General features: G+C 31.1%; 13 protein-coding genes. 10 read left to right on the top strand and 3 right to left on the bottom strand.

All coding sequences use genetic code 11. The annotated features are described in order from the left end of the window. Positions 1-6: 6 nt before the first annotated feature. The 7 genes from WNY60_RS06845 to WNY60_RS06815 all read left to right on the top strand — a co-directional run bounded on the left by WNY60_RS06845 (position 7) and on the right by WNY60_RS06815 (position 8,698). The gene (locus WNY60_RS06845; protein ID WP_145004867.1) at positions 7-1,305 is read left to right on the top strand and encodes a UDP-glucose/GDP-mannose dehydrogenase family protein; all 1,299 of its coding nucleotides are present in this window, start codon (positions 7-9) and stop codon (positions 1,303-1,305) included. Beyond that, positions 1,306-2,295, top strand: coding sequence for a UDP-glucuronic acid decarboxylase family protein (locus tag WNY60_RS06840; protein ID WP_145004864.1), 990 nt, complete (start codon positions 1,306-1,308; stop codon positions 2,293-2,295). A 6-nt stretch (positions 2,296-2,301) separates the two neighbouring features. Next, positions 2,302-3,711: an exopolysaccharide biosynthesis polyprenyl glycosylphosphotransferase gene (locus tag WNY60_RS06835; protein ID WP_342861936.1), complete on the top strand. Its 1,410-nt coding sequence runs from the start codon at positions 2,302-2,304 to the stop codon at positions 3,709-3,711. Between the two features lie 2 nt (positions 3,712-3,713). Further along, the gene (locus WNY60_RS06830; protein WP_342861935.1) at positions 3,714-4,490 is read left to right on the top strand and encodes a glycosyltransferase family 2 protein; all 777 of its coding nucleotides are present in this window, start codon (positions 3,714-3,716) and stop codon (positions 4,488-4,490) included. A 348-nt stretch (positions 4,491-4,838) separates the two neighbouring features. After that, the gene (locus tag WNY60_RS06825; protein ID WP_342861934.1) at positions 4,839-5,138 is read left to right on the top strand and encodes a hypothetical protein; all 300 of its coding nucleotides are present in this window, start codon (positions 4,839-4,841) and stop codon (positions 5,136-5,138) included. 66 nt (positions 5,139-5,204) lie between these two features. Next, positions 5,205-6,035 (top strand): GLPGLI family protein, encoded by an 831-nt coding sequence (locus WNY60_RS06820; RefSeq protein ID WP_342861933.1) that lies wholly within the window; start codon positions 5,205-5,207, stop codon positions 6,033-6,035. After that, positions 6,017-8,698 carry a carboxypeptidase-like regulatory domain-containing protein gene (locus WNY60_RS06815; RefSeq protein WP_342861931.1) on the top strand — a complete coding sequence of 894 codons (2,682 nt, stop codon included), beginning with the start codon at positions 6,017-6,019 and terminating at the stop codon, positions 8,696-8,698. Before WNY60_RS06820 ends, WNY60_RS06815 begins: the two co-directional genes overlap by 19 nt. A 1-nt stretch (position 8,699) precedes the next feature. Here WNY60_RS06815 and WNY60_RS06810 read toward each other — a convergent pair whose 3' ends face one another. Beyond that, positions 8,700-10,007 carry a phenylacetate--CoA ligase family protein gene (locus WNY60_RS06810; protein ID WP_342861930.1) on the bottom strand — a complete coding sequence of 436 codons (1,308 nt, stop codon included), beginning with the start codon at positions 10,005-10,007 and terminating at the stop codon, positions 8,700-8,702. A gap of 112 nt (positions 10,008-10,119) precedes the next feature. Here WNY60_RS06810 and purD point away from each other — a divergent pair, with 112 nt between their 5' ends. Beyond that, positions 10,120-11,391: a phosphoribosylamine--glycine ligase gene (purD, locus tag WNY60_RS06805; RefSeq protein ID WP_342861929.1), complete on the top strand. Its 1,272-nt coding sequence runs from the start codon at positions 10,120-10,122 to the stop codon at positions 11,389-11,391. 3 nt (positions 11,392-11,394) lie between these two features. Here the strand turns inward: purD and WNY60_RS06800 are convergent, their stop codons facing one another. Further along, positions 11,395-11,622 (bottom strand): uracil phosphoribosyltransferase, encoded by a 228-nt coding sequence (locus tag WNY60_RS06800; protein WP_145004840.1) that lies wholly within the window; start codon positions 11,620-11,622, stop codon positions 11,395-11,397. A 46-nt stretch (positions 11,623-11,668) separates the two neighbouring features. Here WNY60_RS06800 and WNY60_RS06795 point away from each other — a divergent pair, with 46 nt between their 5' ends. Beyond that, a complete protein-coding gene (locus WNY60_RS06795) occupies positions 11,669-12,592 on the top strand; it encodes a DUF6427 family protein (protein ID WP_342861928.1) in 924 nt (307 codons plus the stop codon). On the opposite strand, the gene upp is transcribed toward WNY60_RS06795, so the two are convergent. Continuing rightward, positions 12,581-13,240, bottom strand: a complete 660-nt coding sequence (gene upp, locus WNY60_RS06790; RefSeq protein WP_342861927.1) for a uracil phosphoribosyltransferase — start codon at positions 13,238-13,240, stop codon at positions 12,581-12,583. The genes WNY60_RS06795 and upp overlap by 12 nt on opposite strands. Before the next feature lie 111 nt (positions 13,241-13,351). On the opposite strand from upp, the gene WNY60_RS06785 reads away from it, so the two are divergent. Next, complete coding sequence (locus WNY60_RS06785) at positions 13,352-13,960, top strand: DUF4254 domain-containing protein (RefSeq protein WP_339874831.1); 609 nt, start codon at positions 13,352-13,354, stop codon at positions 13,958-13,960. Positions 13,961-13,971 lie beyond the last annotated feature (11 nt).

The following is a 13,971-nucleotide window of genomic DNA, read 5'->3' as shown; positions in this document are numbered from 1 at the left end:
ATACAAATGAAAATAGCAGTAATTGGGACAGGATATGTTGGTTTAGTAACAGGAACCTGTTTAGCAGAAACAGGAAACGAAGTACTTTGCATAGATATAGATCAGGAAAAAGTAAAACAAATGCAATCTGGAAAGGTGCCTATTTACGAGCCTCATTTAGATGTGTTATTTGAAAGAAACATTAAAGCTAATAGGCTTAAATTTTCTACTAGTTTAGAAGAAGGATTGGAGCATGGAGATATCATTTTTCTTGCATTGCCAACGCCAGAAGATGAAGATGGATCTGCAGACCTTAAATATATTTTAGGTGTAGCAGATAATATTGGAAAGTTAATAAAGGACTATAAAGTCATCGTGGACAAAAGTACAGTGCCAGTAGGTACATCTGATAAAGTAAAAGCAGCCATATCTAAAAATGCAAAAGTAGATTTTGATGTTGTTTCTAATCCAGAGTTTTTACGCGAAGGATTTGCTGTAGACGACTTTTTAAAGCCAGAGCGTATCGTTGTTGGGTCAAGTAGCGATCGTGCAACTAAGCTTATGGAAAAACTATATAAGCCATATGTAAGATCTGGAAATCCAATTATTGTAATGGACGAAAAGTCTGCCGAACTTACAAAATACGCTTCCAACTCGTTTTTAGCTGCCAAAATAACCTTTATGAATGAGATTGCTAACTTTTGCGAAAAAGTAGGAGCAGACGTAGATAAAGTTAGAATTGGTATGGGAACAGACTCTCGTATCGGAAAACGATTTTTATTTCCAGGGATTGGATATGGTGGTTCATGCTTTCCTAAAGATGTAAAAGCATTACATAAGTCGGGATTAGATAATAATTACGATTTTAAAATTTTAGACGCAGTTATTAATGTTAATGCTAGACAAAAACTAGTATTAATTCCTAAGATAGAATCTCATTTTAATAATGATTTAAAGGGGAAAAATATAGCTGTTTGGGGATTAGCATTTAAACCAGAAACAGACGATATTAGAGAGGCACCTGCTTTATATATGATTGATGCTTTATTAGAAGCAGGATGTAATATTACAGCTTTTGATCCAGAGGCTATGCCAAATGTTAAACGTAAATTAGGGGATAAAATTAATTTTGCAGATAGTATGTATGAAGCATTAAACAAAGCAGATGCATTAATTATTTCTACAGAGTGGAGTATTTTTAGAACTCCAAATTTCGCAAAAATTAAAGAGATAATGAATAGTCCAACTATATTTGATGGACGTAATCTATATGACGTAAAAGATGTTGAAAATGAAGGGTTTAAATATGTGTCAATAGGAAGATAAATGAGTAAAAAAAGAGTTTTAATTACTGGAGCAGCAGGATTTTTAGGATCACACTTATGCGATCGTTTTATAAACGAAGGTTATTTTGTTATTGGTATGGATAACTTTATAACAGGAGATCCTAAAAATATAGCACACCTGTCTTCTAATGTTAATTTTCTTTTTATACAACATGACGTTACAAATTTTATAAATATAGAAGGTGACCTAGATTATATTTTACATTTTGCTTCACCTGCAAGTCCAATAGATTATCTTAAAATACCTATTCAAACACTAAAAGTAGGTAGTTTAGGGACACATAATTTATTAGGTTTAGCTAAAGCTAAAAATGCAAGGTTGCTTATTGCTTCTACATCAGAGGTTTATGGTGACCCATTAGTCCATCCACAGACAGAGGATTACTATGGTAATGTTAATACCATAGGACCAAGAGGCGTGTATGACGAGGCCAAACGTTTTCAAGAATCTATAACTATGGCGTATCATAGGTTTCATGGATTAGAGACACGTATTGTCCGTATTTTTAACACTTATGGACCAAGAATGCGACTTAACGATGGACGTGTAATTCCTGCTTTTATGGGACAAGCACTTCGTGGTGAAGACTTGACCGTATTTGGTGATGGTGTGCAAACGCGATCATTTTGTTATGTAACAGATCAAGTAGAAGGGATTTATAGATTACTATTAAGTGATTATGCAAACCCTGTAAATATTGGAAATCCACATGAAATTACCATTAAAGATTTTGCAGAAGAGATTATTAAATTAACAGGCACGACGCAAAAAGTAATATATAAAGATTTACCTGTGGACGATCCCATGCAACGTCAACCAGACATAGCATTGGCTAAAAAGTTGTTAGGTTGGGAGCCTAAAGTAGGTCGTGCTGAAGGAATGAAAAAAACCTATGACTACTTTAAAAACTTAACCGAAGCTGAGCTTCATAAAAGCGAACACAAAGACTTTTCAAATTATAATAAGTAATTTTTTATGGAGTATAAACGCGGAAGGTACTCTTGGTTACTTAGACCTGCTCTTATCATTTTTGACCTAGTTGTCATCAATGTACTTGCTTTTTACTTTTTTAACTTTAATCAATCAAGTCTTTACTATTTTGATATAGATATATTGAATAACAAACACTTTTTGTATGTGGTGTATTCAATATTTTTCTGGATGATATCGACGTCTTTATTACGATTTTACGAGGTCTATCGTTACACCTCAAGTATTAACATTATATCCTTAATTATAAAGCAATTTTTAGCTTTTGGTATTATCGTATATGCCTTTATAGGTGCTTTTAGAAGCATAGATACACCTGCATTTACAACACTTAAATACTTACTTCTTTCATTTTTAATTATTAGTACCGCAAAACTAGTTAGCTATTATATTTTAAAATCGTATCGCTCCTTTTTAAAAGGTAATGTTAGGCGTGTTGTTATTATTGGAAAGGATGAAGGTGCACAAGAGTTAAAACAATTATTTACTAAACGTAAAGAATTAGGGTATACCATTAAAGCGACCTTTGCAAATACAGATGCTAAAGGGTTTACAGGAAATATTTCAGATAGTTTTCAATTTTTATCTAACGATAAAAGTATTGACGAGATTTATTGCGCAATTGATGAACTGACAGAGAAGCAAGTCAATGATTACGTTAAGTATGCCGAGATTAATCATTGTAACATTAAGTTTATTCCAAGATCTAGCAAATTACTTACTAGTAGATTAAAAACAGATTATTATAATTACCTACCTGTATTATCAATGCCAGAGGTAACATTAAATAATGACTTTAATAAATTTATTAAACGCATTTTTGATGTTGTTTTTTCATCACTTATTATAATTTTTATTTTATCATGGCTAGTCCCATTACTGTTTATTGTAATAAAATTAGAATCTAAAGGACCTTTATTTTATAAACATACACGTAACGGAATTAATTATAAAGAGTTTGATTGTTATAAGTTTAGATCATTAAAAACTAATAAAACCATTGCAGGAACCTATATCACCCAAAATGATAAACGAGTAACCAAAATAGGTAAGTTTTTACGTAAAACTAGTTTGGACGAGTTTCCGCAATTTTATAATGTATTAAAAGGTGACATGAGTGTTGTTGGACCCAGACCACACATGCTATCTTATACAGATGATTATTCAAAAAAAATTGATAAGTACAATTTTATATTTAGACACAACGTTAAGCCTGGCGTTACTGGATTAGCCCAAGTCAAAGGTTATAGAGGTGAAATAAAAAATGACGAAGACATAATTAACCGTATTAAATATGATAATTTTTATATCGAAAATTGGTCACTAGTATTAGACATTAGAATCATATTTCAAACCATGATAAACGTTTTTAAAGGTCAAAAAGAAGCCTACTAAACATGAAACCATTAGTCTCTATAATAACACCAATGTATAACTCAGAAGCTTTTATAGATCAGACTATAAAAAGTATTTTAGGTCAGACCTATACTAATTGGGAGTTATGGCTAATAGACGACTCCTCAACAGATAACACTATTGCATTAGTAACAAAATATGTTGCCATGCATGATAATATCCAATTACTATCAAATGCAACTAATGCAGGCGCAGCAATATCCAGAAATAAAGGTATTGAAGCTTCACAAGGCAATTTTATTGCGTTTTTAGATGCAGATGATTTGTGGATGCCTAATAAATTGGAAGTTCAAGTTAATGTTATGCTAACTCAAAATTGTGATGTAAGTTTTAGTAGTTACAAACAGATTAATGAAGCAGGACAATCATTAAACAAGTTAGTAAAAGCATTACCACAACTCAGTTACAAAAGATATTTAAAAACCAATTACATAGGTAATCTTACCGGAATGTATAATGCTAAAACTTTAGGTAAAATAAAAGCGCCTAACCTACGTAAACGACAGGATTGGTTATTGTGGTTGTCAGCCATCAAAAAGTCTGGTAAACCTGCTCTAGGTATCCAAGAGCCATTAGCATATTATCGTGTCAGAGCAAACTCTATCTCTTCTAATAAATTAGAGTTATTAAAACATAACTATTGGGTGTATAAAAAAGGCTTAGGCTTTTCAACAATAAAATCCATATACAGCATGGTTATTTTTATTTACGAACATTTTTTTGTAAAGTCTAGATTAATTGTATCTACTAAACAATAGTTTACCTAACGTTTTTTATAAACATTTGATTATGTGTGGTTTTAACCACAACATAAAATGAGCGAAACACACCGTTTTCGATATAGCGCTAAAAAAAACGATTAAAAAACTGTTGTTTTAATTTTTTAAACTTAGCTTCGATTTGTTAATAGTAAAATAGTCAAATTTTGTTCATTTTAACTACTAGCTAGAGACACAAGATTAATCTTTAACAAGCGCTTGTTTTTTTATTTTTTCGACAACTTATTTTAAATTTAATAGCGAAAACTATTAATTTAATATCGACTAATAACTTAATTATTAATCAACCAGTTTAAACAATGTAACTGGTTTAATATTTTAGAAATTATGAGAAAATTAATTTTTGTTTTTGCACTTATGTTAATAACATCTTTTGCATCGGCTCATAACGATATTGTGAAATTGCCCTCTGTGGATAATTCAATAGAAAAAAATTCATTTTATGAATTTTCTTTCGATGGGATATATTTTAAAACTTGTAGCATTACTCACAACGTGGTTGATGAAGAAGGAAATATAATAATGTCTGTTCATTATACCGTTACAATATCATCTGGAACTTGTAAAGGAGCTTCAAACGAATTAATTGATGACACACATGAAACTTATAATGAATTATTCGGTTAATCTTTAATTAATCAGCAATGGCATATCTCATGATATACTATTGCTGTTTTAATAAATCAATCAATTATGAAAATTAAAATTTTAATTGCTTTATTATTATTATCAATACAGCTTATAAGTGCACAAAATTCAGACAAAATAAGTCCATCAGATTCGCTTAGCAACCAATACCAAATAGAATACACAGTTAATTTCAATACTTATATTCCGCTTTCTAAAAAAGGAATTTTAATCCCATATTTAAAAGAAAATAAATCTAATTATTACGAAATGCCTTTTGATGAAGATAGCATTCAAAAGGATGATACTAATGATTCGGAGATAAACGAAACAATTGTTATTGGTAAAAAAAATGTTATAAAACGAAACTTTGTAAATCTTAATACAAATAAGCTATCGTCTACAGAGAATATCACCTTTGATAGTAAAACGTATTTAGTAACGGAAGCACTTCCAAAACTAGATTGGGATCTAAACCATCCAGATACCCTTAAAATTGGCACATATATGTGCAATAAAGCAACCACAAATTTTAGAGGTCGAAATTACATAGCATGGTACACCAATGACATCCCAATAACTTTTGGACCATGGAAGTTTCATGGATTACCAGGTCTAATTTTAGATATGTATGACCAAACACATAAATACGAATGGATTGTTACTAAAATAACTAAAAAAACGATTAATGAAAAGACACTTAATCAAGACAAGCACGATGTAAACATTGGTTTAAAAGCATTTGTAGCGTTAAGGGAAGAGGTGTTTAATACAAAGATGAATAACTTTAAAAATAATCTAAAATCTAGACAAGACAGAGGGACAAATGTCTCTGTAGACACCTTTAATAAAAGACAAGGACGTGAGTTGTTGTTTGAATGGGAAGACAAAAAATAATAATATTGAAAAAACTAATTTTCATAACGTTATTGTTGGTGTTCCAAACCATTGGCTTTTCGCAGTCAACATTGTCTGGAACTGTCTCAGATAGTAATGGCAGCTTATATTCCGTTAGCATAACTATAAAAGATACGTTAACTAATCGTATTTTAAATTACACATATTCAGATAACAACGGAAACTATACATTGGTTACCAAAAACCAAGGTCAATTTAATATGGTTTTTAATGCATTAGGCTATAAAACCAAAACAATTCCATTAGTATTAGATGGTACTCAAAATAATAAAACCATAAACGTAGTTTTAGAAGAACAACCTTTTACATTGGATGAGGTTGTTATAAAATCAGAACGCCCAATGGTAATAAAAAAGGATACCATAACCTTTAAAACTAAATACTTTACAAGAGGAAATGAACATACAGTTGAGGATTTACTAAAAGTAATACCTGGTTTAAATATAGATAGCGAAGGCACTATAAAAGTTGGTAATAAAGAGATTGAAAAATTAATGATTGATGGTGACGATCTTTTTGAAAAAGGGTATAAAATATTATCCAAAAACATGCCTGCTTATCCTATTGAAACGGTCGAGGTGTTACAAAACTACTCCAACAACCACTTGCTAAAAGATATAGAAGTAAGCGATAAGGTAGCTTTAAACTTAAAATTAAACGAAAAATCAAAACGCATTTGGTTTGGTAATTTGGAGGCTAATATTGGTAACGATAGTTTTTATCATTATAAGGCTAATTTGATGAATTTTGGTAAAAAAAATAAATACTACTTTTTAGCCAATGCCAATAGTATTGGCTATAATGCTACAGGAGATATTCAACAATTAATTAAGCCTTTTAGACTTAATCAACCAGCAAGTATAGGAGATAATCAATCGGTAAGTAATTTAATAGGCTTATCGGCTTCCGATTCTAATTTTAAAAAAGAACGCACCAATTTTAATAATGCCGAGTTAGTTTCTTTAAATGCCATATTTAATCCATCTGATAAGTTAAAGATTAAAACTTTAGGATTTTTTAATTGGGACGAAACCTCTTTTTTTAGAAATCAAGTGGATAATATTACCACAAACACTAACAGTTTTACTAACACGGAAGATTATAAACTAGATAATAAAAGGCAATTGGCTTTTGGAAAGGTAGATTTTATTTACAAGCCTTCTAAAACTAAAATGTTAGAGTCTACAACAAAGTATAATAATGGAAATTATAATAATAATGCTAATTTAGTATTTAATGGGGTGTCTACACTTCAAAATTTAGAACAAAACAATACTTTTTTTGATCAAAAACTAAATTATACTAATAAGTTTAAAGACAAAAAGGTACTGTTGCTTACTGGTCGATTTATAACCGAAAAAAAGCCACAAAATTACACCATAAATCAGTTTTTATATCAAGATTTATTTCCGGAGTATAGTACTGCAAATAATGTCTTTCAGGTTAGTAATAACCAAATGCAGTTTGTTGGTGTAAATGCACATATTTTAGACCGTAAATCAAATGGTCATTTATTAGAGTTGCAACTTGGTAACCAATTTAGAGAGGATAAATTAAACACTAGTTTTACACTATTGGAAGATAATGTATCGTTACATCAGCCAATAGATTACCAAAATCAGACTAAATATCAGGTTAACGATTTATATTTTAAAAGCAAATACAGGATAAAACTAGATAATATTGCATTTAGTGGTAACCTTGAAGCGCATCAGTTGTTTAATACATTACGCAGTAACAATACGTCTACCCAACAAACCCCTTTTTATATTAATCCAAGTCTAGGTGCAGAGTGGACTATAAATAGTAATAATAAAATACAAACCACTTATACTTACAATACGACTAATGCTAATGTATTAGACGTGTACAGTGATTATGTGTTAACAGGATTTAGATCGTTTAGTAAAGGAACAAATACGTTTAACCAATTAACAGCCTCTAGTATGATGCTTAATTATCAATTGGGTAATTGGGCAAATCGGTTTTTTGCAAACACTTTGGTGCTTTATACTAAAAACCATGATTTTTTGTCAACCAACACGCTAATTAATCAAAACTATACGCAAACCCAGAAAACGCTTATTAAAGACAGTCAGTTTTTAACTATTAACACCAAGTTTGATTACTATTTTAAGTTTATGTCATCTAATGTTAAGTTAGATTTAGGGTATACTAAAAACGAGTTTAAAAACGTAGTAAACAATTCTAATTTAAGAACAGTGGTGTCTAGTAATTATAATTATGGATTAGAATTACGGTCTGCTTTTAAAGGGGTTTTTAATTACCATTTAGGTACTGCTTGGACAACCAATAAAATTGAAACCTTTGCTAATAGTAAGTTTACTAACAATCAATCTTTTTTAGATCTTAACTTTATTTTTAATAAAAAGTTTGATGCAAAAGTAAAAACGGAACGTTACCATTTTGGGAGTTTAGATACAGATAATACCTATTATTTTTTAGATTTTGAAACGCAATACAAATTGATTGATAAAAAACTTACGTTAGGTATTACCGGTAAAAACTTATTTGATACCAAACGGTATACTAGTTTTTCTATTAGCGATTTAGGGTCTTCAACTACAGAAGTTAGATTGCTACCACGTATGGTGCTTTTAAAAGCAGAATATAGATTTTAACCTACAACCCAGATCTAAACTGTTTCAGTTTACCACTAACTTCCCGTTCCAAAATAGTTTTCTGCTCAAAAATTAAATTTAAATTAGGTTCCAAATACTTATCTACAGCTAATTGTACAGCCTTTTGCTGAGGTTGGCTTAACGCTTCGGTAGCAACATAATCAATTTTAAAGGTGTCTTCTTTAATTTGTTCAACTATAAACTCTTTTACATTAGCGTCTTTGGTCATGACGGTTTTAGTCACATAATAAAAGGTTAAGCCTGCTGCAATTTTTCCGCTTGGAAGCGTTATAAAATCACTGGTACGTCCTGTTAAAGATTCTAAAATTGGACGTTGTAACGTGCTTTTAATGGACAACTGTCCTAAATCGCCAAGCTCATAACGTATAAAAGGGTGTGCACGATTATATAAATCGGTGATCACAATTTTACCTGGTTGACCATAAGGGACAGGTTGGTTGTTATTGTCTAAAATTTCGACATATAAATGGTTGGTATTTACTATCCAATTGTCGTCTTGGTCCTCAAAAGCAATAAGCCCTAATTCGGCTGCACCATATTCATTTACAATAGGAATATTAAATTGTATTTCAAGTAGTTTTTTATCGTCATCAAATAGCATTTCAGAGGTAACAATACAAACAGTTAATGTGGGACAAACGTCTTTTAAAACAATATTATTTCGTTTTAAAAACTTTGCAAATTGTACGATAGCACTAGTGTAACCATTAATGTAATTAAATTTTGTACGTTTAAATTTATGTAACACTTTATTTAAAGCAAAATCACTTAAATCAAACACCGAAAACCTAAAACGGTTACCTAACCAATCCTTTAAACGTTCTTTATAATACCCATTGGTATCTAACGGAATACCATAAAAACGCGCCTGTTTAGAAGTGTTTAAATCAATATTAAACCAACTATAGCGTTGCATAAAGGCTACCCAAGTCATGGCATGCGCAAAATTATCTTTAGCAAACTCAAAAGGGGTTCCGGAAGAGCCTGATGTTTTATGTTTGTGTACTGTTTTTACAGTGTATTTGTCAGATAATCTATTAGCTAAAGGTTGTTGCAAATTAGCTTTGGTTAACACAGGTAAGGCACTCCAATCTTTGGTGTCAATCCCTTGACATAAGGTGTTGTAAAAAGGTGTGTGTTCTAAATGAAACGCAACAATGGCTTGTAGTTGCTTACTTAGGTAATTAGCATAATCAGCTTGTGTAAACCCATCAATAATAGCTTGTGTTTTTTTAGCTTCATTAACAGGAAATCCTTTTAACCGTAAAGACCATTCAAATTGTTTCAATGCAATAGATTTTCTGTAAAATAAAGAAATAAAAAACTATTGGATTTAAAGTCAATCAAATTCTTTTAAATAATTATTTTTGTGGAAACAACAACAACACAACATTACTACAATGAATATTTTAATTTTAGGATCAGGAGGAAGAGAACATACTATTGCATGGAAGCTTAAACAAAGCCAAAAATGTAGCTCGCTTTTTGTAGCACCAGGAAATTCTGGAACAGCACAAATAGCTAAAAATGTACCTGTTAGTGTAACCGATTTTGAAGCCATAAAAGAGGTGGTTTTAAATAATAAAATTACTATGGTAGTGGTTGGTCCTGAAGATCCTTTAGTATTAGGTATTCATGATTTTTTCTTAGCAGATAACGCACTTAAAAACGTAGCGGTAATTGGACCACAACAAGCAGCTGCGACTTTAGAAGGTAGTAAAGAGTTTGCAAAACAGTTTTTGTACAGACATAACATACCAACAGCAGCTTACCAAAGCTTTAATAAAGACACTGTGGAAGATGGCTACGCGTTTTTAGAAACCTTAAATCCGCCATTTGTACTTAAAGCAGATGGATTAGCAGCAGGTAAAGGTGTTGTTATTTTAAATGATATTGATCAGGCTAAAGCCGAATTAAAAAGCATGCTTGTGGATGCTAAGTTTGGGCAAGCAAGTACTAAAGTGGTTATCGAAGAATTTTTAGACGGAATAGAGTTAAGTTGTTTTGTGCTAACCGATGGTAAAAATTATAAAATCCTACCAACTGCTAAAGATTACAAGCGTATTGGCGAAGGTGATACTGGTTTAAATACAGGAGGAATGGGAGCAGTGTCTCCAGTGCCTTTTGCTAACCAGGCATTTTTAGATAAAGTGGAAGAGCAAGTGGTTAAACCAACGATTGCAGGTTTACAAAAAGATAATTTACCATACAAAGGGTTTGTGTTTATTGGATTGATAAAAGTAGGAGATGAGCCTAAGGTTATCGAGTATAATGTGCGTTTGGGTGATCCTGAAACCGAAGTCGTTTTACCAAGACTTAAAAACGATTTAGTTGAGGTTTTTCAAGCAATTGCTAATCAAACGTTAGATCAAATTACTATTGAGGTAGACCCAAGAGCAGCAACTACAATTATGTTAGTTTCTGGTGGTTATCCTGAAGCTTATGAAAAAGGAAAAGTCATTACAGGTCTAGAAAATATTGAAGACTCTATCGTGTTTCATGCAGGCGCACAAAACAAAGATGGTGGTATTGTAACCTCAGGTGGTCGTGTTATGGCAATAACTAGTTATGGCGATACGTACCAAGAGGCCATAAAAAAATCTTACCAAAGTATAGATAAACTAAACTTTGATAAGATGAATTATAGAAAAGATATAGGATTTGACCTATAAGTTTTATAAATATGAGTGTGAAGAGATACTTTTATCTTCTTCGTTGTTAGCTGCGTAACCTTTTAATTGTAACATCCAATAAATAAACGCTACAAAACCAATGATGATAAATATCCATGACATAAAGTTTGCTGCCCACCAGTTTTCTAGTTCTAAGGCTCTTAATGCGTCATAAGGAGCAAATAATACGTCAACAAAAAGGCTTGCTATAGCTTCAAAAAAATCTTTCATAATTATATAATAGTATATTTATAGTACAAAAATACAAAAAGAGTTAATGATTACAACAATTTTTAGCAAATCCAAACCAATTAATTTTTTAATTGTTTTTAGTATCACACTAATTGCTTTTTTATTGTTGCCTTTTAAGTACCCAAATTTGGTTAATGCTGAAACGTCCATTTGGACCAATATCGCTGTTTTTGTATTAGCCTATTTGTCTATATTACTGCTTAATTTTATAGTTACTAAAAACTTATTATCGCAACAAAATAACTACGAAATTTTATTATTTGCGCTGTTTTTTTTGGCTATTCCGCAAGCCTTTTTAGACTATAAAATTGTTGTCTCTAATTTTTTTATCTTGCTTACATTGAGACGTTTAATAAGTATTAGATCAAAAAAAGACGTAATTAAAAAGTTATTTGATTCAGGGTTTTTAATTGCTATGGCGTCGCTATTTTATTTTTGGGCTATTTTGTTTTTTCCGCTGCTGTTTATAGCTATGTTGTTGTTTTCAGAGACCAACGTAAAATATTACTTGGTTCCGTTTATTGGTTTTGCAACAGTTGTTGTTTTGACTATTAGTTTTTCGATAGTAGTTTACGATGATTATTTTTTAGCACTAAATATAAATCCAGCAGTTAATTTTGACTTTAACAGCTATAATTCGGTACAATTTATAACAGCAATAACCATGTTGTTATCGTTTGGGATCTGGTCGTCTTTGTTTTATTTAAAAGATATTAAAAAGAAAATGAGAAGTTACCGACCATCTTATAAAATCTTGTTTTTAGCTTGTATTTTTGCTAGCATCATTGCTGCTTTTGCACCACAAAAAAACGGAAGCGAACTCTTATTTCTTTTTGCACCTTTAGCTGTAATAATTACAAATTATATTGAAACTATTGAAGAAAAATGGTTTAAAGAATTGTTTTTAGGATTGTTATTAGTTATTCCAATAGTCCTATTAGTGTTGTAGTTTGGCACCAAAAGCTAAATCGCCAGCATCTCCTAATCCAGGAACGATATAACCTTTATTATTTAAGCTTTTATCTATTGCAGCAATCCACAGATTAGTGTCTTCTGGTAAATTATTTTTTAAATAATCAACACCAGGTTCTGCACCAATTGCAGCTACTATATGCACGTTTTTTGGTTTTCCAAAAGGCTCTAAAGCTTTATAAGTCGCAATTAAAGATTGTCCTGTGGCTAACATAGGGTCTGCAAGTATTAATGTTTTACCTGTAAGATCTGGACACGCTAGATACTCGACAACTATTTCAAAAGATTCAGGATTATCTAAATGGTGTCTGTAGGCAGATATAAATGCATTTTCTGATTTATCAAAATAGTTTAGTAAACCATTATGTAATGGGACTCCAGCTCTAAGTATTGAACATAAAACCACATCGTTTTTTGGGGTTTCTGTTGATATCGTTGCTAAAGGAGTTGTTATAGATCTAGTTTCAAACTCTAAAGCCTTACTTAATTCGTAGCCTAAAATTTCTCCAATACGCTCAATATTTCTTCTAAAACGCATACTATCGTTTTGGACAGAAACGTCTCTGATTTCAGCAATAAATTGATTTAAAATAGAATTTTGTTCAGATAGATTATGAATATGCATGATAATTATGTCTTTAAAAAGTAAAGTTACTCTAATATTTAAAAAGCCAAAACGCGTACAGCCTAAAATTCAGTTTAAATTATGTAATTTTACAGTCTTAAAAATAACAATATGTTTACAGATACAGCAAATACAATATTCCAGGACGTTATAAAAAAGTACCATATCATTAATACGGTAGACCAACCGTTTACCAATGTTTATGATAAAAGCACGCACTTATTAGAGCACCTATTGTACCGTAAATGTTGGATAGATACTGTACAATGGCATTATGAAGATATTATTCGTGATCCACAAATTGATCCAGTTGCAGCATTAACTTTAAAACGTAAAATTGATGCCTCTAACCAAGATAGAACTGATATGGTAGAATATATTGACAGCTATTTTTTAGAGCAATATAAAGATGTAACACCTAAAAGTGATGCAACTATTAATACTGAAAGTCCAGCTTGGGGAGTTGATAGATTGTCTATCCTTGCGCTAAAAGTATACCACATGGAAGAAGAAGCAACTAGAGCAGATGCTTCTGAAGCGCATAAAGCAGCATGCCAAACTAAATTGGATATTTTATTAGAACAACGTGTGGATTTAAGTACTGCTATTGATACCTTATTATCAGATATCCAAAATGGTGATAAATACATGAAAGTGTATAAGCAAATGAAAATGTATAATGACGACGAGCTTAACCCTGTTTTAAGAAATCAGAAATAAAAACGTGCACT

The organism is Olleya sp. AS48 (assembly GCF_038900355.1).
GTDB lineage: Bacteria > Bacteroidota > Bacteroidia > Flavobacteriales > Flavobacteriaceae > Olleya.
Note: the sequence above shows the minus strand (reverse complement) of the source record. Positions and strands in the feature narration are given on the sequence as shown.